Below are 23110 nucleotides of genomic sequence, written 5' to 3'. Positions count from 1 at the left end.
GCTACCTGCCGGACGGGGACACCGCCGCCGGGAACGTGACGCCGGCGAGGCGCTCCGAGATCTCCCAGGCGCGGGCGGCGTCGGCCTCGCCGCGGAGTCGGGTGTAGACCGGCTGCTCGGCGGGCGCGCCGGACAGGTGCTGAAACCCGCTCGGGCCGTAGAGGCGTCCGCCGCCCGCGTCCGGGGAGGTCGCCGCGTACAGGGCGGACAGCAGCGCCGACTCGACGGTGCCGAAGAGGATCCCGTGGCGGCCGAGCGCGCGGACGAGGCGCCCGCCCGCGGTGGCGCGGGCCCGGCCGACCTCGGGCCGTGCCTGCAGCAGGCTGGTGGCGGCGACACCCGGGTGGGCGAGGTTGCTGGTGATGCCCCAGCCGCCGGCCCGGCTGCGCCGGTCCAGCTCGAGGCCGAACAGGCCGAACGCGATCTTCGACTGGCTGTAGGCCCGCATCCCGTCGTAGGAGCGTTCCCAGTTCAGGTCGTCCCAGTTGATGGCGTTCTGGTTCGCGGCGATGCTGATCTGTGAGGTCACGCGGGCGTGGCCGGCGCGCAGCAGCGGCAGCAGGTGGCCGACGAGCGCGACGTGACCGAGGTGGTTGGTGCCGAACTGCAGCTCGAAGCCGTCGGCGGTGGTCTGCCGCCGCGGCGGTGTCATCACGCCCGCGTTGTTGACGAGGATGTGGATCGGGCGGCCGTCGGCGCGCAGGGCGGCGCCGAGCGCGGCGACCGAGGCGAGCGACGACAGGTCGAGCTCGCGCAGCGACAGGGCGGCGTCCGGGTGCTGCTGCCTGATCGTCGCCACCGCGGCCTCGCCCTTGCGGCGGTTGCGCACGGGCATGACGACCTCGGCGCCGGCGGCGGCGAGCCGGGCGGCCAGGCCGAGCCCGACGCCGTCGCTCGCGCCCGTGACGACGGCGAGCCGTCCGCTGAGACTGGGAACGGTGATGTCCGGTTTGCGGGTCATGTCCCCACTGTGCGCGTGCTCCGCGGCCGTATCCACGGCCTCTCAATCCCAGGCTCCGCTCCGGCGACGGTGGTAGAACCGAGAGATGATCGACCGTGCCGGGCTCGCCGGGTTCCTGCGGCGGCGCCGCGAGTCACTGCAGCCCGAGGACGTCGGCCTGCCGCGCGGGCAGCGCCGCCGGACCGCCGGCCTGCGCCGCGAGGAGGTCGCGACGCTCTGCCACATCTCCGCCGACTACTACAGCCGCCTGGAGCGGGAGCGCGGGCCGCACCCGTCCGAGCAGATGATCGCCTCGATCGCGCAGGGCCTGCACCTGTCGCTCGACGAGCGCGACCACCTCTTCCGGCTCGCCGGTCACCGGCCGCCGGTGCGGGGCACCACCAGCGCCCACATCAGCCCCGGCCTGCTGCGCATCCTCGACCGGCTCGCCGACACCCCGGCCGAGGTCGTCACCGAGCTCGGCGAGACGCTGCGGCAGACCCCGCTCGGCGTCGCGCTCACCGGCGACCTGACCCGCTACACCGGCCCGGCCCGCAGCATCGGCTACCGCTGGTTCACCGACCCCGCGTGCCGCGCCCTGTACCACCCGGACGACCACGCGCTGCACTCCCGCGTCTTCGCCTCCGGGCTCCGCGCGAGGGTCACGCTGCGCGGGCCCGACTCCTACGCCGCCCACCTCCAGCGGCTCCTGCTGGAGCGGAGCGAGGAGTTCCGGGCCGTCTGGGACGAGCACGAGATCGGCGTCAACTACAGCCACGTCAAGCGCTTCATCCACCCCGAGGTCGGCCTCCTCGAGCTGACGTGTCAGGCGCTGCTCGACCCCGACCAGTCGCACTCCCTGCTGGTCTACACCGCGGTCCCCGGCAGCGAGAGCCACGAGAAGCTCCAGCTGCTCGCCGTCATCGGCGCCCACCAGGTCGTCGCCACCGACGCGTGACGCGGGGCGCGTCCGGCCCAGGTCATGACCGGACCGGGACCGGCAGGGTCACCTGGACCACGTACCCGCCGTCTGCACGGGGACCGGTCGACAGCGTGCCGCCGTAGAGCCGGACGCGTTCGCGCATGCCGAGCAGGCCGTAACCGGGCTCCGGCCACGACTGCTCCACGACGCCCCGGCCGTCGTCCACGATGCGGGCCGTCACGGCGCCGGGGCGGTGCTCGACGGTCACCGTCGCCGTGGCGGGGCCCGCGTGCTTGAGCACGTTCGTCAAGGACTCCTGGATCACCCGGTACACGCAGAGGTCCAGGTGGGCGGGCAGCGGCGGCACCGGGTCCGCGGTGTGCACCTCGACCTCGACCGGCAGCCCGGTGGCGCGGACCCGGTCGACCAGGTCACCGATCCTCGCCAGCCCCGGCACGAGGGTGCCGAACCGGCCGGCGTCCTCCTCGGCCGCACCGACGCGCAGCACCATGAGCAGGCGCCGGCAGGGCGGGCGCCTTGACGCCGCTGAAGCCCACGACGGCGGCAGCGACCACCGAGCCGGCGACGGCCCACCGGCCGGGCCGCAGCACCACGACCGTGTACAGGCCGAGGACCGGCCCCCACCACAGGAGCGAGGGGGTCACCAGCCCCGTCTCGTAGGCCAGCACCACCGCCTGGGCCCGGCCGGCCAGCCCGAGCTTGCTCACCGCCCGGTTCAGGTGGGTCTTGACGGTCGCCTCCGAGATGATCAGCCGCCCGGCGATGTCGAGGTTCGACAGTCCCCTGCCGACGAGCCGCAGCACCTCCCGTTCCCGGGTGGTGAGCTCGACGAGCTGCTCCGGCGTGTGCGTCGCGTGGCGCACGACCTCCGCGTTACCCGGTGTCCCGGGTCAACCCGCCGCCGTACCCGGGTAGCCGATTGATCGCTGTAAGTTTCGGCGGCCGGCCCAGGCCCGTGGCGGCGCGGCGCCCGCGGCGTTGCCCTCCGGGCTCGCCCGACCGTAGCGTCCCCGCGATCAAGGTCCGTGCATCGACGTCGGTGAGGGAGCACATCACATGGGCAGATATCAGGACGGCGGGCTGCGCGCCCGATTGCGGCGCTCGATCGCCGTGGCGGCGACCATCGCGGGCGTCGCGCTCGGCACGGCGGCCATCGGCGCCCCCGCGGCGGCCGCGCCGGTGAACACCGCGCTGGCCGCCCCGACGATCTCCAGCGTCGCCGCGGGCTACGCCCACACCTGCGGGATCCGCACCGACGCGACGCTGTGGTGCTGGGGCAGCAACTGGAGCGGCGAGCTCGGTGACGGCACCAACGACACCAGGACCACGCCCACCCGGATCGGCACCGGCACCACCTGGGCGGCCATCGACGCCGGCAGCAGCCAGACGTGCGGGGTGAAGGCCGACCACACGCTGTGGTGCTGGGGCAGGAACGTCCGCGGCCAGCTCGGCGACGGCACGACCACGAACCGGAACGCCCCCGTCCAGGTCGGCACCGCCACCACCTGGGCGAGCGTCAGCACAGGCGACGCGCACACCTGCGGCGTCCGCACCGACGGCTCGCTGTGGTGCTGGGGCTTCAACCGCCTCGGCCAGCTGGGCACCGGCACCGCCGACTACTACCTGACCTCGCCGGTCCGGATCGGCACGGCGTCCACCTGGGCGAGCGTCACGGCCGGCTACGCGCACACCTGCGGGTCCCGCACCGACGGCACCCTGTGGTGCTGGGGCGACAGCTCCAGCGGCCAGCTCGGCGTCGGCACGCTGAGCTACTCGACCACCCCGGCGCAGGTCGGCACCGCCACCACCTGGAATGGCGTCACCGCCGGATACGCGCACACCTGCGGCACCCGCACCGACGGCACCCTGTGGTGCTGGGGCAACAACGGCTACGGCCAGCTCGGCGCCGCCGGCCCGCTGCAGACCTCCCCCGTGCAGGTCGGCACCGCCACCACCTGGAACAAGGCCAACGCGGGCGACAACACCGTCTGCGCCTCCCGCACCGACGGCAGCTTCTGGTGCTGGGGCAACAACATGGCCGGCGGTCTCGGCGACGGCACCACGACCAACCGCTCCACCCCCACCCGGGTCGGCACCGCCACCACCTGGACGACCGGCTTCGTCGTCAACTACCACACCTGCGGCGTCCGGACCGACGGCAGCCTGTGGTGCTGGGGCAACAACGGCAACTCCCAGCTGGGCGACGGCACCACCACCCAGCGCAACACCCCGGGTCAGGTGACCATTCCGACCACCTGACGGTTCCCGATCGCCGGCCCGGGCCATCAGCGCCCGGGCCGGCGTCGTGAAGGCCAGGGCCGGCCTACCCGGCGGCGCGCACCAGCACGGCCTCGACGTGCCGGAGCATGTCGCCGGCCGCCGGCGCCCACGCCGTGTCGCCGTGGCAGGCGATCGTCATCAGCGCGGCGGCCGGGCGGTGCTGGACCGACAGGATGTACCGCGACCCGCCGGGCCGGTCGGGCTGCTCGGTGACGCGGTCCTGCACCGCCGGGTCGGTGAACGCGATGGCCTCGGCGCCGAGTGAGCGGCTGTTCGCCGCGCTGCCCACGATGGACGCGTCGATGTAGTTGAACCGGGCCGCGGCCGCGCCCGTCCCGGCCAGCTCACCGAGGACCTCCGCGCTGATCGCCGCGGCCCGCGCGGGGTCGAGGTTGGCGAACCGGTGGCCGTGCAGCTGGTTGCTGGCCGTGGCCGCCAGCCGCGCGGTCAGGTCGCCACCCCCGGGCACGAGGACGGGCACCGGCATGACCGCCTTGCGGACCGACGCCTGCGTCCCCGCCGACAGCCGGTTCGCGGCCAGGGCCTGGACACCGGCGCACGGCGAGCCCTCGACCAGGCCGATCGCCGAGCCGAACGCGGTCAGGTAGACCGCCGACACCGGCACACCGGTGCGGGTGGCGACGGCCTGCGCGGCCCGGGCGGCGTGCGCCGAGGCGAGCCACCGGGACCGCAGCACCGGGTCCGCCGCCGCCGTCCCGCCGCCCGGGCGCCAGCCGGACAGCCCGTCGCGCAGCGCGCCCAGCTGCCGCCGCCAGTGCGCCTCGGCCCGCTCGGCATGAGCCAGACCCGGAGCGGACGTCTCCCACTCGGCGGTCTCCAGGGGCTGCTCCGGCGCGGGCCGGCCGTCGAACGCCGCACGTCCGCCCATCCGGCTCCGCAAGGCTTGCAAGAAGTCGCTCCGGAGCACCCGCATGCCCCACCCGTCGACCGCGGCGTGGTCGGCGACGATCCCGATCCGCCGCACGGTGCCGGCGGCGACCGCCAGCACGAAGAGCACGGGTTGCTGCTCGCCGAGGCGAAACGCCGTGGCCGTGGCCGCCGCGATCGCCGCGTCCGCCTCGGGGCCGGCCGGCGCGACCCGCACCACCTCGCCCAGCCGCTCCGCCGCCGGGAGAACGTGCTGCTCACGAAGGCCGGGGCCGGTCACGGGCAGGAGCGTCCGCAGCCCTTCGTGCCGGTCGAGCAGGTCGCCGATCGCGGCCAGCGCGACACCGACCGGTGCGCCGGCGCCGTCGACCACGCCGGTGAAGTTCGCGGCGGACGACCACGGCGAGTCCGCGTCGATGCCGACGTCCAGGAACCACTCACGTTGCGCGCAGGTCAGCGGCCCCCGTCGAGTCGGCTTCATTCCCGTTCCTGTTCAGTTTCTAAAGTCGAGTGCGATGGATATTGCAGGACTTCACTGCGTCATGCAACCCTGTTGCCGTGGTTTTGCACGCCGTCCCGCCGACGGTTCCCCGCCTCCTCACCGACCGGTCCACATCGGAGCCGGACCGCGAGGCGCTGGTCGTCGACGGCGTCGGGGCGCTGACCTTCGGCGCCTGGCAGCGCCGTGCCACCGGCCTCGCCGAGCGGCTGCGGCAGCGCCGCGTCGCGCCGGGCGACCGCGTCGGCCTGCGGTTCGGCGCCGCCGAATGGCTCGACTTCGCGGTCGCCTACGTGGCGGTGCAGCGATTAGGCGCGGTCGCCGTGCCGGTCTCCGGCGACGCGGCGCCCGCCGAGCTGGCGCACGCGCTCGCCGACTGCGCCGCCGCCGGGCTCGTGCACGGGGGCGCCGCGCCCGGCTGGACCGGCGGGTGGACCCACGCCACGACCGACGGCGACGACGGCACCGGCGACGGCGGCGCGGATCTGTCCACATCGGACGGTCTGGCCCAGATCCTGTACACGTCCGGCACGACGGCGCGGCCCAAGGGGGTCGCCGCCACCCACGCCAACGTCACGTACGGGGCGGGCGCCCGGCACCGGCCGTTCCGCCACTCGCGCCACCTGCTGCACGCGTTCGCGATCGGCACGAACGCCGCCCAGGTCATGCTGATGACCGCGCTGCTCGCCCACCCCGCCGTGGTCACGCTGCCGCAGTTCACCCCGTTGCGCTTCGCGCGCGCCATCGCACGCTGGTCCGCCGGCACGGTGTTCGTCGTCCCCGCGATGGCCAAGGAGCTGCTCGCCGTGGCCGACGGCCACGACCTGAGCAGCGTCCGGCTGCTCGGGTCGGCCGCCGCGCCGCTGCCGGGGCCGGTCGCCGCCCGCCTCGCGGCCGCGTTCCCCAACGCGACGATCGTCAACTACTACACCTCGACCGAGGCCGCCCCGGCGCAGACCGCCATGACGTACGACCCGGAGCGCCCGGACAGCGTGGGCCGGCCGATCGCCGGCGGCGGCCTGCGCGTCACCGACGACGAGGGGCGGCCCTGCGCGCCGGGCGAGTCCGGCGCCGTCTGGATGCGCTCCCCCGCCCCGCCCCGCACGTACGTCGGCGACACCGTGACGAGCGGTGCCACCTTCCAGGACGGCTGGGTCCGGATGGGCGACGTCGGCTACGTCGACGAGGACGGCTTCCTGTTCCTCGTCGAGCGGGACGGCGACCTGGTCAAGACCGGCGCCCACCGGGTGTCGACGCTGCAGGTCGAGGCGGCCATCCACGAGCATCCGGCGGTCGCCGACGCCGCCGTCGTCGGGCTGCCCCACGAGGTGCTCGGCGTCGAGCTGGCCGCCGTGATCGTGGTCGGCGGCAGCGCGGCGCTGACCCCGCAGGCGCTGCGGGCGTTCCTCTCCGGCCGCCTCGCGCCGCACGAGATCCCCTCCCTCGTCCACGTCGTGGACAAGCTTCCGCGCAACCGCGGCGGCAAGGTCGACAAACGATCCCTGCGAAGGAGCCTGACGTGATCCAGGCGTCCGCCGTCCAGCACGGCATGCGGCTCGCCGCGTCCGGTGCCGCCCCCACCGCCTACCACATGCCGCTGGTCGTCACGTTCGCCCAAGAACCGGACGCCGGGCTCCTCGCCAAGGCCTGCGCGGCCGTGGTCGAGCGGCACGCGCTGCTGGCCGTCTCGGTCGTCGAGCGCGACGGCGTCACCCACCTCACCCGGACCACCGCTCCCGCCCTGCGTGTGGCGGGGCCGGACGAGTCGGTCGAGGAGGAGGCCACCCGCCCGTTCGACCTCGGTGCGGGACCGCTGGCCCGGTTCGCGCTGTTCGGCCGGACGCTGGTCGTCACCGCGCACCACCTGGTCGTCGACGGGCTGTCCAAGGAGGTGCTGCTGCGGGACCTGGCCGCGTTCTACGCCGGTGAGATCCCGGCGCCGCTGCCGCGCACCGCCGAGGACGAGCTCGCCGCCGAGGCGGCACGGCTGGCCGGCGGCCGGGCCGCGGCGGAGGAGTTCTGGTCCGGCCGGTGGGCCGAGCCGCTGCCCGTGGTCGTCGGCGAGCACGTCCTCACCGGGCGCGACCACGGGGCCGGTCAGGTGCACGCGTTCGAGCCGCCCGTGCCCGACCTGCCGGGGCTGACCCGGTTCGAGACGCTGCTGGCCGCCGTCCACGCCCTGCTCGGCGGCTACGGCAACCCGCGCGTCACGACCGGCGTCGACGTGTCCACCCGGGAGCCCGGCGCGTTCGACACCGTCGGCCCGTTCGCGACCGAGTTCCCCGTCGACACGCAGCCCGGCGCGGACTCCCCGTTCGCGGAGTTCGCCGCCGGGGTCCGGGCGACGCTCCGCGCGATGTACCCGCACCGGTCGGTGCCCCTCGCCCGCGCGGTGCGCCGGCTGCGGCCGCACGCCGCAATCGCGCCCGTCTCCGTCAGCTACCGCCGGGTCGGCGCCGCGCCGACGTTCGACGGCGCCCCGGCGGCCGTCGACTGGCTGGCGTTCGCCGGCAGCGTGCGCGGCGACCTGCAGCTGCAGGCGGTCGACGACGGCACGACGGTCACCGCCCGGCTGCGCCACTCGGCCGCCGCGGCGCCGGTCGCCGCGCGATTCGCCGGCGACCTCTGCGCGGTGCTCACCCGGGTCGCCGCCGATCCGGGGACCCTGCTGCGCGACCTGGGCCCCGCTGCCGCCCCGGGCGCCCCGGGCGCCTCCGCGCCGCCCGCCCCGGTCGGGGCGCCGGCCGCCGCGCCGGCACCGGCCGGCGACGGCGACCTCGTGGCGCCGGTCCTGGCCATCTGGCGCGACGTGCTCGGCGACCCCGCCATCGGCCCCGACGACGACCTGTTCGACCTGGGCGGCGACTCGCTGACCGCGACGCAGATCATCGCGCGGATGCGCAAGACGCTCGGCGTCGACGTCGACATCGACACGTTCTTCGACCACCCGACGGTCAACGGAGTCGTGGATGCCGTCAGCGCTTCCTGAGGCGCTCACCGAGGCGCCCACAGAGACGCCCACCGAGGCGCCCGACCGGGCGGCGATGCTGCTCATCCGGCACTTCGAGACGGCGCTGCTGGACCTCTTCGCGCGTGGCGAGCTGTCCGGGACCACGCACACCTGCCTCGGCCAGGAGTACGTGCCCGTGGCCGTGAGCGGCCTGCTCGGACCGGACGACCACGTGCTGAGCAACCACCGCGGGCACGGCCACTACCTCGCGCGGTTCGACGACCCGGAGGGGCTCCTCGCGGAGATCATGGGCCGGGCCGGTGCCGTGTGCCACGGCGTCGGCGGCAGCCAGCACATCCACCGGCGCGGGTACCTCTCCACCGGCGTGCAGGGCGAGAGCCTGCCGGTCGCGGCCGGGCTCGCGCTGCACCTGCGCCGCCACCGGCCGGGCGCGCTCGCCTGCGCGTACATCGGCGACGGCACCTGGGGCGAGGGCGCGGTGTACGAGGCGCTCAACATCGCCGCGCTGTGGCGGCTGCCGCTGCTGGTCGTGGTGGAGCACAACGGGATCGCCCAGTCGACGCCCACCGGGCATGCCATGGCCGGCACCGTCGCCGGACGCGCCGCCGCGTTCGGACTGGCCCACACGCTGGTCACCGCGACCGACCCGGCCCGCATCAGGGCGGAGCTCGCCCCGTTCGTCGCCGGTGTACGCGACGGCGCGCCGCTCATCGTCGAGTTCCGCACCCCGCGGCTCGGCCCGCACAGCAAGGGCGACGACACCCGCCCCGCCGACCAGGTCGCGGCGCTGGCCGACTGGTACCCGGCGGTGGCCGCCGCCGCGCCCGACCTGGACCGCGCCCAGCGGGACCGCGTCGCCCGCGTCGTCGCCGAGGTGTCGGCCCGCCCACCCGCCGAGTGGACCGGCCGGCCGCGGGAGGACAGCGTCGCAGGGGCCGCCGCCCACCCGGCCGGCGGGTGGGCCGTCGCATGAGGGTCGCCGAGAACATCAACGCCGCGCTGCACACGGTCCTGGCGGGCGACGAGCGGGCGTACCTCATCGGTGAGGACCTCCTCGACCCGTACGGCGGCGCGTTCAAGGTCGCGCGCGGGCTCTCCACCCGGTTCCCGGACCGGGTGCTGTCCACCCCGATCAGCGAGTCGGCCATCACCGGCATCGCGGCCGGCCTGGCCCTGGCCGGCGACACCGCGATCGTCGAGTACATGTTCGCCGACTTCCTCACCCTCGGCTTCGACCAGCTGGTCAACTTCGCCGCCAAGTCCGTCACCATGTACGGCGAGCGGCTGCCGATGCGCATGGTCGTGCGCTGCCCCAGCGGCGGCGGCCGCGGCTACGGGCCGACGCACAGCCAGAGCCTGACGAAGCACCTGATCGGCGTGCCCGGCCTCGCCGTGTTCGAGATGTCGCCGTTCCGCGACGCGGCCGAGGTGTTCGCCGAGATGCTGGCGCTCGGGCAGCCGTGCGTGTTCGTCGAGGACAAGATCCTCTACACCCGCCGGATGCTGCCCGCGGTGGCCGCCCCGTTCACGGTCGAGGTGCGCGACGGCGTGGCGTACGTCGGGACCGGCGAACGCCCGGAGCTGGTCCTGATCGCGCCCGGCGGCATGGCCGAGCGCGCCCTGGCGGCGCTGCGGACGCTGCTGATCGAGCAGGAGATCGCCGGACTGCTGGTCGTCCCTTCGCGGCTGTACCCGGTGCGCCTCGACCTGCCGCCCGTCCCGCACGTCGTGGTGGCCGAGGACGGCACCGCCGGCGGCACCTGGGGCGCCGAGGTCGCGCATCACGTCCACGCGCGCCACTTCGCGGATCTCGCGGCGCCCGTGACGCTCGTCCACGGCGCCGACGCCGTCATCCCCGCCGCACCACACCTGGAGCGTCACGTGCTCGTGAGCGCCGGCACCATCCACGACGCGCTGGTGAGGACCGTCCGTGCCTGAGATCGCGGTGCCGAAGCTCAACGCCAACGACGACAGCTACGTGCTGCTCGCCTGGCTCGCTCCGGACGGCGCGACGGTGCCGGCCGGCGCGCCGGTCGCCGAGGTGGAGACGTCGAAGGCGGTCGAGGAGCTGACCGCCGCGACGGGCGGCGTCCTGCGCCACCGCGCGGCGACCGGTGCCGAGATCGCCCCCGGTCAGGTGATCGCCCTCCTCGACGACCCCACCGCCGTCAGCGCGGCGCCGGTCCCAGGGCCGGTCGGCGGCGACGACGGCCCGACGATCACCGCGCCGGCCCGCGCCCGGATGGCCGAGCTCGGCGTCACCGCCGAGCAGGTCGCCGCGCTCGGCCGCCCCATCGTCCGCCGCGCCGACGTCGACGCCCTGGTGGCCGCGCCGCCGCCGGTGGCGACGGACAGGGCGACCGACACCCTGTCCCGCAACCAGCGTGCGGTCGCCCGGACGGTGGCCCGGTCGCACGCCACCGTCCCGGCCGCGTACACCGCGATGACGATCGACGTCGGCGCCGCCCTGGAGCGGATGCCCCGGCTGACCCGCGCGGTGCGGCGACCCGTCGGCCTCGCCGAGCTGTTCGTCGCCGCGATCGGGGCGGCGCACGCCGAGCACCCGATGTGCTTCGCGCGGCTCGACGACGACGGCCACACCCTGCACCCGGCCTTCGCCGCGCACGTCGGCGTCACCGTCGACCTCGGCGAAGGCCTGTACGTGCCGGTGGTCCGCGACGCCGGCACCGCGACGGTCGCCGAGATCGCCCGCGCCCTCGCCAGGTTCCGGGTCACGGCGGCCGGCGGCGCGTTCCGTCCGTCCGAACTGGACGGTGCGACCATCACGCTGACCCTGCACCAGGACGCCGACGTGAGCCTGGCGATCCCGATCGTGTACCCGGGCCAGACCTGCGCGGTCGCGGTCACCGCCCCGCGGCCCGAGCTGCACCTCGGCGACGACGGCCGGCCGGCGACCCGCACCGTGAGCCAGGTCGGTCTCGCCTACGACCACCGCGTCGTCAACGGCCGCGAGGCGGCGCGGTTCCTGGCCGCGCTGGCCCGGACGCTGCAGGAGGAGCCGCGATGAGGCCGCTGCTGCCCGGCCAGGAGCGGCTGTGGTTCCTGCACCAGCTGGATCCGGCCGACGCGTCGTACCACCTGCCGCTGGTGCTGCACGTGCGCGGCCGCCTGGACCGGGTTGCCCTGGAGCGCGCGTTGGACGCGGTGACCGACCGGCACGAGACCCTGCGGTCCCGGGTCGCGCAGCTCGACGGCGCGCCCGTGCTGGTGCCGGCCGCCGGCGGCGTCAGGCTGGAGACCGCCGCCGCGACCGGCCTGGACGAGGCCCGCGACCTGGTCGCCGCGTTCGTGACGCGGCCGTTCGACCTCACCGCCGGCCCGATGGCGCGCTGCCTGCTGATCGGCGTCGGGCCGGACGAGCACGTGTTCGCGCTCGCCGCCCACCACGTCGCGGCCGACGGCTGGTCGCTGCAGGTGCTGCGCCGCGACCTCGACGCGCTGTACCAGGCGTACGCCACCAACGCCCCCGTGGCGTTGCCGGACCTGCCGGAGCCGCCGCCGGTCCCGGTCGACGCCGCGCCGGACCTCGGGTACTGGACCGACCGGCTGGCCGGCGCCCCGGTGCTGGACCTGGCGACCGACCGGCCCCGGCCCCCGGTGCGCCGCGGCCGCGGCACCTCCGTCGTGTTCGACATCCCCGTCGACCTGCTGCGCCGCCTGGAGTCCGTGGCCCGGTCCGAGCGCACCACCGTGTTCACCGCGCTGGTCGCGGCGTTCTCGCTGCTGCTCGGCCGGATGAGCGGCCAGGACGACGTCTGCCTCGGCACGCCGGTCCTCGGCCGCGACGACCCGGACCTCGACGACCGCGTCGGCTGCTACTCCGAGACCCTGGTCCTGCGGACGGACCTGTCGGGCGACCCGACATTCCGCGCGCTGCTGCGGACGGCCCGCCGGACCGTGCTCGGCGCACTGAGCCACGCGGCCCCGTTCGAACGCGTGGTGTCGGCGGTCGGCGCGCCCCGCGACCGCAGCCGCACCCCACTGTTCCAGGCCATGCTCATGTACCTGCGGCAGGAGCAGGACCGGCCGCGCCTCGGCGGACTCGACGTCGAGCTGCTGGACCACCCGTTCGACGTCGCCCGCACCGACGTGTCCCTCGACGTCATCCAGGGCCCCGAGGCCGCCGTCGGCGTGCTCACGGTCGACCGTGACCTGTTCGACCCCGGCACCGCGCAGCGGTGGATCCGCCGGCTGCTCGTCCTGCTCGACGACGCGGCCCGGCGGCCCGACGTCCCGGCCGGTGACCTGCGGCTGCTCGACGACGACGAGCGGCGCGAGGCGCTGACCCGCTGGAACGGCACGGGCCCCGGGGAGGTCACCCCGCTGGTCGCCGAGCTGTTCCGGGAGCGGGCCCGGGCCATGCCGGACGCGGTCGCGGTCACCGGCGACGGCGGCGACCTCACCTACCGCGAGCTGGACGCCGCGGTCGACCGGCTGGCCGCCCGCCTCCGCGGGCGCGGGCCGCTGATCGGGGTCGGGCTGTCCCGGCGCCCGGCGATGGTGGTCGCGCTCCTCGCCGTCTGGCGGGCCGGCGCCGCGTACCTGCCGCTCGACCCGGCGTACCCGGCCGACCGGCTCGCGTTCGTCATCGCCGACGCGGGCGTCGGCACGGTGCTCACCGAGCCGGCGTTCGCGGACCGGTTCGGCGCGGCGGCGCTGCTCGTCGACGCCGCCGACGACGAACTGCGGGACGGGGCCGCCCCCGCCGCCATCGGCCCGGACGACCCCGCCTACGTGCTGTACACGTCGGGGTCCACCGGACGGCCCAAGGGCGTCGTCGTGCCGCACGGCGCGCTCGCCGCGTTCGTCGCCGCGATGGCCGCCGTCACCGGGGCGCAGGCGGGCCGCACCTGGCTGGCGCTCACCTCGCTGTCGTTCGACATCTCCGGGCTCGAGCTGTTCCTGCCGCTCAGCCGCGGCGGCCGGGTCGTCGTCGCCGGCGACGCGCAGACCGGCGACGGGGCGGCGCTGCGGGCGCTCATCGCCGCGACCGGCGTCACCGACGTGCAGGCCACCCCGTCCGGCTGGCGGATGCTGCTCGCCGCCGGCTTCGACCACGACGTGCCGGCCGCGCTGGTCGGCGGTGAGGCGCTGCCCGTGCCGCTCGCCGCGCAGTTGCGCGGCAAGGTCGGCCGGCTCACCAACGTGTACGGCCCGACCGAGACCACGATCTGGTCGACGTACTGGCCGGTGCCCGGCGACCCGGCGGCCGTCACGATCGGCGGCCCGATCCCGGGCACCCGGGTGTACGTCGTCGACGACCGGATGCGGCCCGTCCCCGCCGGCGTGCCCGGCGAGCTCGTCATCGCCGGTGCCGGCGTCGCGCTCGGCTACCTGCGCCGGCCGCGGCTGACCGCCGACCGGTTCGTGCCCGACCCGTGGGGTCCGGCGGGAGCACGGATGTACCGGACCGGCGACCGCGCCCGCCGGCTGGCGGACGGCACGCTGGAGTTCCTCGGCCGGCTCGACACCCAGGTCAAGGTCCGCGGCCACCGGGTCGAGCTGGGCGAGGTCGAGACCGTGCTCGCCGGGTGCCCGGGCGTCGCCGCCGCGGTCGCCGCGGTCCGCGACGACGCGCTCGCCGCGTACGTCACGGCCCGCCCCGGCGCCGGCGTCGACCCGGACGCGATCCGCGACGCGGCCCGCGCCACCCTGCCGGCCTACGCCGTGCCGGCCACGGTCACGGTCCTCGACGCGCTGCCGCTCACCCCGAACGGCAAGGTGGACCGGGCCGCCCTGCCCGACCCGCGACCCTCCGCCGCCGCCGCGTACGTGCCACCGCGCACCGCGGCCGAGACGCGCGTCGCCGCGGTGTTCGCCGAGGTGTTCGGCGTCGCGGTGGGTGCGCACGACGACTTCTTCGCGCTCGGCGGCCACTCGCTGCTGGCCGTCAAGGTCGCGGCGCGGCTGCCCGGCCTGACGGTCCGCGACCTGTTCGACCACCCGGCGGTCGAGGCCCTCGCCCAGCGGATCCCGGCCGCCGCCGGCGACGCCGGTGCCGGCGTGCCGGGACGCGCGCCGGTGCTGTCCGACGCCCAGCGCCGCCTCTGGTTCCTGCAGCGGCTGGATCCGCGCGACGCGTCGTACAACATGTTCCTGGTGCTGCGCCTGCGCGGCCGGCTGGACCGTTACGCGCTGCGGCGGGCCCTGGACGCGCTCGCCGCCCGGCACGTCGCGCTGCGGTGCGCCTACCCGGAGGTCGGGGGCGAGCCGGCCGTCGAGGTCGGGCCCGCGACCGTGCCGTTCGAGGAGCTCCCGCTGGAGTCCGCGGCCGATCCGGAGGCGGCGGCCCGGAGCGCCGTCGCGGACCGGACCAACGCGCCGTTCGACCTCCGGACCGGCGCGCCGGTGCGGGCCGCACTGCTCCGGCTCGCCCCCGACGATCACGTCCTCTGCCTGGTCGTGCACCACATCGCCGGGGACGGCTGGTCGCTCAACGTCCTGCGGGAGGACCTCGCCGCGCTCTACGCCGGCCTGCCGTTGGCGCCGCTGCCGCCCGTACCGGCGAACGACGGCGACCAGGAGGCCGGCCTCGCGTACTGGCGGGACCGCCTCGCCGAGCCGACCGCGCTCGACCTGCCGACGGACCGGCCCCGCCCGGCCGAGCCCACCCACCGCGGCGCGTTCCTCGGCGCCCACCTGCCGGCCGGCGTCACCGCCCGCCTCGAAGGCCTGGCCGGCCAGTCCCGCACCAGCCTCTTCGCCGTGCTGCTCGCGGCCTACCAGGTGCTGCTCGCCCGGCACACCGGCCAGTCCGACGTCCTGGTCGGCTCGACCCTGGCGGCCCGGGACCGGGTCGAGACCGAGCGGGCCGTCGGCTACTTCGCCAGGACCGTCGTGCTGCGCAACCAGGTCGACCCGGCCGAGCCGTTCACCGGCCTGCTCGGCCGGGCCCGCGAGTGCGTGCTGGACGCGCTGACCCACGCCGAGGCGCCGTTCGAGCACCTCGCCGCCGGGGCTGCGCCGCTGTTCCAGACCATGTGCATCCTGCACACCCAGGACGAGGGCACCCCGGTCGACCGGTTCGCCGACCTGCACGCGTCGTTCTTCGACTCCGGCTACCGGCAGGCCAAGTTCGACCTGATGCTGGAGGCGTGGCGGGCCGCCGACGGCCTGACGCTCGTCTTCGGCTACGACACCGACCTGCTCGACGCGGCGACCGTCGAGCGCTGGGCCCGCCGGTTCGAGGTGCTGTGTGCCGGCATCGCCGCCGACCCGGGCGCCGCGGTCGGGGCGCTGCCGCTGCTGACCGCCGACGACGAGGCGCTCGTCGGCTCGCTCGCCGCCCCGCCGCCCTCGCCGCCGCAGCCGCTGGCTCCCGGGCTGCCCCGGCTCGCGGCGCCGGACACGGTCGCGATCCGCTGCGGCGCCGAGTCGCTCACGTACGCCGAGCTCAACCGCCGAGCCGACGCCCTCGCCCTGGCGTTGCGCGCGGCGGTGGTCGCGGGTCCCCCGGTCGTCGCCGTCGCCGCGCGCCGGGACATCGGCACGATCGTCGCGCTGCTGGCGGTCTGGCGGGCCGGCGGCGCGTACCTGCCGATCGACCCGGAGCAGCCGGCCGGCCGGATCGCGGAGCTCGTCGCCGGCAGCGGCGCCGGGCTCGCCGTCGGGGACGCGCCCTGGCCGGACGGTCTGCGGGTCCTCGCGCCACCTGCCGGGACGGTGCCGGCGGTCGACCACGCGACCCCGGACGGCGCCGCGTACGTGCTGTACACCTCCGGGTCCACCGGCGCCCCGAAGGCCGTCGTCGTCGACCACGAGGCGCTCGCCGCCCGGGTCGGCTGGATGCGCCGCGACTACCGGCTCGGCCCGGGCGACACGGTCGTGCAGTTCGCGCCGCTCGCGTTCGACGCGCACGCGGAGGAGCTCTGGCCCGCGCTCGGCGCCGGGGCCACGGTACGGCTGCTCCCGGACGGCCCGCTCAGCCTGCCCGACGTGCTCGCCGGTCCGGACGGCGCCGGCGTCACCGTGCTCGACCTGCCCACCGCGTACTGGCACGACCTGATCGCCCAGATCGACGCGATCGCCTGGCCGCCGCGGCTGCGGCTGGTGATCCTCGGCGGCGAGGCGGTGCACGCGGCGGCCGTGGCCCGCTGGCGCGCCCGCTTCGGCGACACCGTGCGGCTGGTGAACACGTACGGCCCCACCGAGGCCACGATCATCGCGACCTCGACCGACCTCGGCCCGGACGACACGACCGGCCCGCCGCCGATCGGCGTGCCGCTGCCCGGGGTGCGCGTCGCGGTCGTCGACGCCGGCCTGCGCCCGGTGCCGCCCGGCGCGTACGGCGAGCTGCTGCTCGGCGGCGCCGGGCTGGCCCGCGGCTACCTCGGCCGGGACGACCTCACCCGGGACCGGTTCGTCACGTGGCCCCCATCGGGGCCCGGCGCGCGCTGCTACCGGACCGGCGACCGCGTGCGGCTGCGGGCCGACGGCCGCCTCGACTTCGCCGGCCGGCTCGACGACCAGCTGAAGGTCCGCGGGTTCCGGATCGAACCGGCCGAGGTGGAGCACCACCTCCTGGAGTGCCCGGGGGTGACCGGGGCGGTGGTCGTCGCGCACGACGGCGCCCTGGTCGCGTACGTCGCCGGCACCGCACCCGCCGGCGCGCTGCGCGCCCGGCTCGCGGCCCGGCTCCCCGGCCACCTGGTGCCGGACCGCTGGGTCGCGGTCGACGCGCTCCCCCGTACGCCCACCGGGAAGGTCGACCGGCGGGCCCTGCCACCGCCGCCCCTGAAGAGTACTGACGGCAGTGCCGGACCCTCCACGCCGCCGCGCACCGACGCCGAGCACCTGATCGCCGACGTCTGGACCGAGGTCCTCGGCCTCGACCGCGTCGGCGTGGACGACGACTTCTTCACCCTCGGCGGCCACTCGCTGCTCGCCGTCCGCGTGGCCGCCCGGCTGCGCGCCATGACCGACCTCGACCTGCCCATCCGCCTGCTCTTCACGCACCGCCGGCTGGCCGACCTGGCCACCGCGGTCGAGCAGCGGCTGCTCGCCGATCTGGCCGAGCTCAGCGACGACGAGGTGGCCGGCCTGCTGGAAGCGGAGACCCGATGACCGTCGACGAAGCCCGCCAGGCGCTGCTGGCCCGACGACTGCGCCGGCGCACGGCGACCCGCACCGTCCCCACCCGGCCGGCCGGCACGGTGCCGCCGCTGTCGTTCGCGCAGGAACGGCTCTGGTTCATGGAGCAGTACGCGCCCGGCAACCGCGCCTACCTCGTGCCGGTGGCCCGGCGGATCCGGCGCCCGGTCGACGCCGACCGGCTGGCCGGGGCGCTGCGCCGCGTCGTCGCCCGCCACGAGGCGCTGCGGACCCGGTTCCCGGCCCGGGACGACGGGATCCCGACGCTCGTCGTCGACGAGGACCCGGCCGTCGATCTGACCGTCGTCGACGTCGCCGGCGACGCCGCCGCCGCCCGGGCCGCCGTCGAAGCGGTGCACGCCTGCGGCTTCGACCTCGCCGCCGAGCAGCCGCTGCGGGCCGCGCTGATCCGGCTGTCCCCGGACGACGCGATCCTGGCCATGGCCGTGCACCACATCGCGATCGACGGCTGGTCCGTGCCGCTGCTGCTGGCCGAGCTGATGACCGCGTACGACGGCGGCGACCTGCCCGCCCTGCCCGTCCAGTACGGCGACTACGCGGCCTGGCAGCGCGACAAGCCGGCGCCCGACGTCGCCCGCTGGGCGGAGCGCCTGGACGGCGTCGAGCCCCTCGCGCTGCCGACGGACCGGCCGCGCCCGGCCGAGCTGACCTACGCCGGCGGCAGCGTCGAGTTCGAGCTCGACGCCGGTCTCGCCGCCGGCGTCCGGGCCCTCGCCGACGGCCACGGCGCCTCGCTGTACATGACGATGCTGGCCGCCTACGCCTGCCTGCTCGGCCGGCACGCGCACCAGACCCGTCTCACGATCGGCTCCCCCGTCGCCGGCCGCGGCGTCCCGGAGCTGGAGAACCTCATCGGCTGCTTCGTCAACACGCTGGCCATGCCCGTCGACCTGAGCGGCGACCCGACCTTCACCGAGCTGCTGCTGCGGGTGCGGGAGACCGCGCTGACCGGGTTCGCCGACGCCGACACGCCCTTCGAACGCGTCGTCGCCGACCTCAACCTGCCCCGCGACGTGTCCCGGTCGCCGCTGTTCCAGGCGCTGCTCGCGGTGCAGAACTACGGCACGGGCGGCGGCGACGGCCTCGACGGATACGAGATCAGGTCGTGGGCGACCCGCTACGACCTGGAGCTGTACATCAGCGACACCGCCGACGGTGGGCTGTGGGGCCAGTTCATCCACAACACGGCGCTCTTCGACGCGGCGACCGTGCGGCGGCTCGTCAGCCACCTGACCGCCCTCCTGCGCGGCGCCGTCGCCGACCCGCTGACGCCGGTGGCCGCGCTCGACCTGCGCGACGACGGCGAACGCGCGGCGCAGGCCGCCTGGAACGCGACCGCCGCCCCGTTCGACGCCGGCGCCACCCTGCCCGGCCTGTTCGCCGCGCAGGTCGCCGCCACCCCGGCCGCGCCGGCCGTGACGTTCGACGGCACCACGTGGAGCTACGCCGAGCTGGACGCCTACTGCGACCGGGTGGCCGCGGCGCTGCGGCCGGTGGCCGCCGGCCCGGGCACGCGGATCGGCGTGTGCGCGCCGCGCTCGCTCCAGCTGCCCGGCGCGCTGCTCGGCGTGCTGCGCACCGGCGCCGCGTACGTGCCGCTCGACCCCGACTACCCGGTCGAGCGGCTGGCCTTCATGGCGACGGACGCGGACCTGCGGGCCGTGCTCGTCCTCGACCCACCGGCCGGCTGGGGACCGGAGCTGGCCGACGCGTTCGCCACCTGCCCGGTGATCCGCCTCGACCACCTCGACCCGGCGGAACCCTTGCCTGCCGCCGCGGACCTGCCACCCCGCACTGATCCCCAGCCCGCCACCGCGGATCCCCAGGCCGCCGCCGCTGATCTCCAGCCCGCCACCGCGGATATGTCGGCTCGCTCCGCTCCCCGACATATCCGAAATTTCAACATTTCACCGCCGCCGACCGCCACCGACACCGCCTACGTCATCTACACCTCCGGCTCGACCGGACGGCCCAAGGGCGTGCCCAACGGCCACCGTGGCGTGGTCAACCGGCTCACCTGGATGCAGGAACGCTTCCAGCTGACGGCCGACGACGTCGTACTGCAGAAGACCCCGGCCGGGTTCGACGTGTCCGTCTGGGAGTTCTTCTGGCCGCTCATCATCGGCGCGCGCCTGGTCCTCGCCCAGCCGGGCGGCCACCGGGACGCGGCGTACCTGCGGACACTCATCGACCGCGAAGGCGTCACCGTCCTGCACTTCGTGCCGTCGATGCTCGCCGCCTTCCTCGCGGAGGAGTCCACGCCCGGCGGCGCCGGCCTGCGCGCCGTCGTCTGCTCCGGCGAGGAGCTGCCGGCCGACCTCGCCCGCCGCTGCCTGGCCGCGCTGCCCGCCGCCGAGCTGCACAACCTGTACGGCCCGACCGAGGCCGCCATCGACGTCAGCGCCTGGGCCGTCACCGCCGAATCGCTCGGCGACGCCCACCGCGTGCCGATCGGCGCCCCGGTCGCCAACACCACCCTGCACGTCCTCGACGACCGGCTCCGGCCGCAGCCCGTCGGGGTGCCCGGCGAGCTGCACATCGGCGGCGTCCAGGTCGCGGAGGGTTACCTGCGGCGGCCCCGGCTGACCGCCGAACGCTTCGTGCCCGACCCCTTCGGGGCGCCCGGCGCCCGGCTGTACCGCACCGGCGACCTGGCCCGCTGGCGGCCCGACGGCACGCTGGAGTTCCTCGGCCGCATCGACGGGCAGGTCAAGCTGCGCGGCCAGCGCATCGAGCTCGGCGAGATCGAGGCGGTGCTGCGCGAGCAGCCGGGCGTCCGCGACGCCGCCGTCATCGTCCGCGAGGACCACCCCGGCGACCAGCGGCTCGTCGCGTACGTCGTCGGCGCCGCACCGGACCGCGCCGCCCTGAAGCGCCTGCTGCCCGACGCCATGGTCCCGGCCGCGTTCGTGGCGCTCGACGCGCTGCCGCTGTCGGCGAACGGCAAGCTCGACCGGCGCGCCCTGCCGGCCCCGGTCCGCGCGGCGCGCGGCGGGACCGCGCCGGCCACCCCGACCGAGCAGGTCGTCGCCGACGTCTGGTCGGCCGTGCTCGACGTGCCCGCGGTTGGCGCCGACGACGACTTCTTCGACCTCGGCGGCCACTCGCTGCTGGCGACGCAGGTGGTGGCCCGGCTCCGCAGGACCGGCGCCGCGGTCGGTGTCATCGACCTGTTCCAGAACCCGACCGTGCGGGAGCTCGCCGTCCTCATCGACCGGCCCGACGACGGCCCGCGGGCGGTGATCCGGCGCCTCACCCCGAACCGGCCGAAGGCCGACATCTCCCTGGTCTGCGTGCCGTTCGGCGGCGGCAGCGCCGTGGTGTACCAGCCTCTCGCGGACGCGCTGCCGGAGCGGTACGCGGTGTACTCGGTCGCCATCCCCGGCCACGACGTCGGCGTCATCGAGGACCGGCTCGACTTCGACGTGCTCATCGACCGCTGCGTCGAGGAGATCCTCGCGACGATCGAAGGGCCGATCAGCCTGTACGGCCACTGCGGCGTCGGGTCGGCCCTCGCCGTCGCCCTCGCGCGGCGGCTGGAGGCGGCCGGCCGGGATCTGCGCACCGTGTACATCGGCGCGATGTTCCCGTTCGCCGAACCGCGCGGCCGCCTGGCCCGGACGCTGTCGAAGCTCGCGCGGATGGAGTCGCTGCGCGGCGACCGGATCTACCACAACTGGCTGACCTCGATCGGCGCCGACCTCGGCGGCCTCGACCCGGCGGAGGCCCGCCACATCGTGCGCAACCTGCGCCGCGACTCCGTCGACGCCGAGCGGTACTACACCGGGATGTACGCGACCGGCGCCGAGCGGCTGCGGGCCTCGTTCGTCACCGTCGTCGGCACCCGCGACCCGGCCACCGAGTTCTACGAGGAACGGTTCCGCGAGTGGCACTTCCTGTCCGACGACAGCGCCGTCGTGGTGCTGCGGGAGGCCGGGCACTTCTTCCTCAAGTACCGTGCCGCCGAGATCGCCGAGATCATCGACACGCCCATGTTCGAACCGTCGGCGCCGGCCGACGGGCCGGATCGCACCTGGTACCGGCACGGTGTGTCGCACGGCCGTGAGGTCGCCACCGGCCCGCAGCCGAGCCTCGGCCGGTTCGCGGCCGTCTCCGCCGGCCAGCTGGCGTCGATGTTCGGGTCGGCGCTCACCGAGTTCGCGATCCCGGTCTGGATCTACCTGACCACCGGCTCGGTCGCGCAGTTCGCGTTGTTCGCGGTGCTCGGCCTCGTCCCGGGCCTGATCACGTTGCCGATCGCCGGTGCGCTCGTCGACCGGCACGACCGGCGCCGCATCGTGCTCGCCGGCGACCTGGCCGCCGGCGGGGTCCAGGCCGTGCTGGCCGCGCTGCTCTGGGCCGGGCAGCTCAGCGTGGCCGCCCTCTATCCGGCCACGGTGGCGCTGTCGATCGCGCTGTCGTTCCAGCGCATCGCGTACACCTCCGCGATACCCCAGCTGGTGCCGAAGCGGCTGCTCGGCCACGCCGCCGGCATCGGCCAGCTCGGGGCCGGCCTCGCCCAGCTGCTCGCCCCGCTGCTGGGCGCCGGGCTGCTCGCCACGATCGGGCTGCGCGGCATCCTCACGCTCGACGTGGTGACGTACCTCGTCGCGGTCGTCGTCGTCCTGGCGGTGCGGTTCCCCGCCACCATGCCGTGGCGGCGCCACGAGACGCTGCGCACGGAGATCGCCGGCGGCTTCCGGTACGTCTGGGGCAACCGCAACTTCCGCCGCATGCTGCTGTGGTTCGCCGTCCTGAACGTGCCGCTGTCCGCGATCTTCCTGATGCTCTCGCCGCTGGTCCTGTCGTTCGGCACGCTGCGTCAGGTCGGCCAGGTGTCGTTCGTCTCCGCGCTCGGCGTGTTCCTGGGCGGCCTGGTGATGGCCGCCTGGGGCGGCCCGCAGCACCGGCGGATGTTCGGCGTCCTCGTCGCGACGCTCGGCCTGGCCGTGTGCGCGCTCGTCACCGGCCTGCGCGAGAACCTGGTCCTGATCGGCGCCGGCGCGCTCGGCCTCGCCCTGGCCCTGACGCTGCTCAACGGCGTGTACACCACGATCATCCAGGTCAAGGTCCCGCAGCGGCTGCACGGGCGGGTGTTCTCCCTGAACACGCTGATCGCGTGGTCGACGATGCCGATCGGGTTCGGGGTCGTCGCGCCCTTCGGCGCCGAGCTGTTCCGCCCGCTGCTGCGCGACGGCGGCCCCTTCGCGGGCAGCCTCGGCCCCGTGTTCGGCACCGGCCCGCAGCGCGGGCTCGGCCTCATGTTCGCGGTGTTCGCGATCGCCGTCGCCGCGATCGCCGCGGTCGGGCTGCGGGTGCTGCGCCGCTTCGACGACGAGGTGCCCGACGCCCTCGCCGACGACCTGGTCGGCCTGGCCGTGCTGGACACGCCGGCCACCGACATCCAGCGCGCCCTGGACGCGGCGGCGCGGGCCGCCACCCACCGCCCATCGTGAA

The 23110-nt window shown here is 75.8% G+C and carries 12 protein-coding genes and 1 pseudogene; 9 read left to right on the top strand and 4 right to left on the bottom strand.

The window, feature by feature from the left end:
- Position 1 precedes the first annotated feature (1 nt).
- A complete protein-coding gene (locus tag AB0I21_RS29085) occupies positions 2–961 on the bottom strand; it encodes an SDR family oxidoreductase (protein ID WP_360565882.1) in 960 nt (319 codons plus the stop codon).
- Positions 962–1046: 85 nt separating this feature from the next.
- Here AB0I21_RS29085 and AB0I21_RS29080 point away from each other — a divergent pair, with 85 nt between their 5' ends.
- Positions 1047–1898 carry a helix-turn-helix transcriptional regulator gene (locus tag AB0I21_RS29080; protein WP_344508726.1) on the top strand — a complete coding sequence of 284 codons (852 nt, stop codon included), beginning with the start codon at positions 1047–1049 and terminating at the stop codon, positions 1896–1898.
- Positions 1899–1920: 22 nt separating this feature from the next.
- On the opposite strand, the gene AB0I21_RS29075 is transcribed toward AB0I21_RS29080, so the two are convergent.
- Both AB0I21_RS29075 and AB0I21_RS29070 read right to left on the bottom strand, forming a co-directional pair.
- Positions 1921–2319, bottom strand: coding sequence for an ATP-binding protein (locus AB0I21_RS29075; RefSeq protein ID WP_360565880.1), 399 nt, complete (start codon positions 2317–2319; stop codon positions 1921–1923).
- Between the two features lie 199 nt (positions 2320–2518).
- Positions 2519–2716: pseudogene (locus tag AB0I21_RS29070) on the bottom strand (LuxR C-terminal-related transcriptional regulator); the annotation flags it as partial.
- Positions 2717–2939: 223 nt separating this feature from the next.
- Here AB0I21_RS29070 and AB0I21_RS29065 point away from each other — a divergent pair.
- A complete protein-coding gene (locus AB0I21_RS29065; RefSeq protein ID WP_360565879.1) occupies positions 2940–4142 on the top strand; it encodes a hypothetical protein in 1203 nt (400 codons plus the stop codon).
- Positions 4143–4206: 64 nt separating this feature from the next.
- Here the strand turns inward: AB0I21_RS29065 and AB0I21_RS29060 are convergent, their stop codons facing one another.
- Positions 4207–5532, bottom strand: a complete 1326-nt coding sequence (locus tag AB0I21_RS29060) for a hypothetical protein (protein ID WP_360565878.1) — start codon at positions 5530–5532, stop codon at positions 4207–4209.
- A gap of 77 nt (positions 5533–5609) precedes the next feature.
- Here AB0I21_RS29060 and AB0I21_RS29055 point away from each other — a divergent pair, with 77 nt between their 5' ends.
- The 7 genes from AB0I21_RS29055 to AB0I21_RS29025 are packed head-to-tail and all read left to right on the top strand — an operon-like array spanning position 5610 to position 23109.
- Positions 5610–7073, top strand: a complete 1464-nt coding sequence (locus AB0I21_RS29055; protein ID WP_360565877.1) for a class I adenylate-forming enzyme family protein — start codon at positions 5610–5612, stop codon at positions 7071–7073.
- On the top strand, positions 7070–8539 hold the full coding sequence (locus AB0I21_RS29050) for a condensation domain-containing protein (RefSeq protein ID WP_360565875.1): 1470 nt from the start codon (positions 7070–7072) through the stop codon (positions 8537–8539). Before AB0I21_RS29055 ends, AB0I21_RS29050 begins: the two co-directional genes overlap by 4 nt.
- Positions 8520–9494, top strand: a complete 975-nt coding sequence (locus AB0I21_RS29045; RefSeq protein WP_360565873.1) for a thiamine pyrophosphate-dependent dehydrogenase E1 component subunit alpha — start codon at positions 8520–8522, stop codon at positions 9492–9494. Before AB0I21_RS29050 ends, AB0I21_RS29045 begins: the two co-directional genes overlap by 20 nt.
- Complete coding sequence (locus AB0I21_RS29040; RefSeq protein WP_360565871.1) at positions 9491–10459, top strand: transketolase C-terminal domain-containing protein; 969 nt, start codon at positions 9491–9493, stop codon at positions 10457–10459. Before AB0I21_RS29045 ends, AB0I21_RS29040 begins: the two co-directional genes overlap by 4 nt.
- Entirely contained in the window at positions 10452–11549 is a 1098-nt protein-coding gene (locus AB0I21_RS29035) for a 2-oxo acid dehydrogenase subunit E2 (RefSeq protein WP_360565869.1), read from the top strand. The genes AB0I21_RS29040 and AB0I21_RS29035 overlap by 8 nt, the downstream gene beginning before the upstream one ends.
- Entirely contained in the window at positions 11546–17605 is a 6060-nt protein-coding gene (locus AB0I21_RS29030; protein WP_360565867.1) for an amino acid adenylation domain-containing protein, read from the top strand. The genes AB0I21_RS29035 and AB0I21_RS29030 overlap by 4 nt, the downstream gene beginning before the upstream one ends.
- Positions 17602–23109 (top strand): amino acid adenylation domain-containing protein, encoded by a 5508-nt coding sequence (locus AB0I21_RS29025; protein WP_360565865.1) that lies wholly within the window; start codon positions 17602–17604, stop codon positions 23107–23109. Before AB0I21_RS29030 ends, AB0I21_RS29025 begins: the two co-directional genes overlap by 4 nt.
- Position 23110 lies beyond the last annotated feature (1 nt).

Origin of the sequence: Dactylosporangium sp. NPDC050588 (assembly GCF_040654975.1) — a bacterium.
GTDB classification, from domain to species: Bacteria; Actinomycetota; Actinomycetes; order Mycobacteriales; family Micromonosporaceae; genus Dactylosporangium; species Dactylosporangium maewongense.
Note: the sequence above shows the minus strand (reverse complement) of the source record. Positions and strands in the feature narration are given on the sequence as shown.

Bases quoted from the DNA above. Each gene is read 5' to 3' on its own strand.
- AB0I21_RS29085 (WP_360565882.1), bottom strand. From the start codon at position 961: ATGACCCGCAAACCGGACATCACCGTTCCCAGTCTCAGCGGACGGCTC.
- AB0I21_RS29080 (WP_344508726.1), top strand. From the start codon at position 1,047: ATGATCGACCGTGCCGGGCTCGCCGGGTTCCTGCGGCGGCGCCGCGAG.
- AB0I21_RS29065 (WP_360565879.1), top strand. From the start codon at position 2,940: ATGGGCAGATATCAGGACGGCGGGCTGCGCGCCCGATTGCGGCGCTCG.
- AB0I21_RS29060 (WP_360565878.1), bottom strand. From the start codon at position 5,532: ATGAAGCCGACTCGACGGGGGCCGCTGACCTGCGCGCAACGTGAGTGG.
- AB0I21_RS29045 (WP_360565873.1), top strand. From the start codon at position 8,520: ATGCCGTCAGCGCTTCCTGAGGCGCTCACCGAGGCGCCCACAGAGACG.
- AB0I21_RS29040 (WP_360565871.1), top strand. From the start codon at position 9,491: ATGAGGGTCGCCGAGAACATCAACGCCGCGCTGCACACGGTCCTGGCG.
- AB0I21_RS29030 (WP_360565867.1), top strand. From the start codon at position 11,546: ATGAGGCCGCTGCTGCCCGGCCAGGAGCGGCTGTGGTTCCTGCACCAG.
- AB0I21_RS29025 (WP_360565865.1), top strand. From the start codon at position 17,602: ATGACCGTCGACGAAGCCCGCCAGGCGCTGCTGGCCCGACGACTGCGC.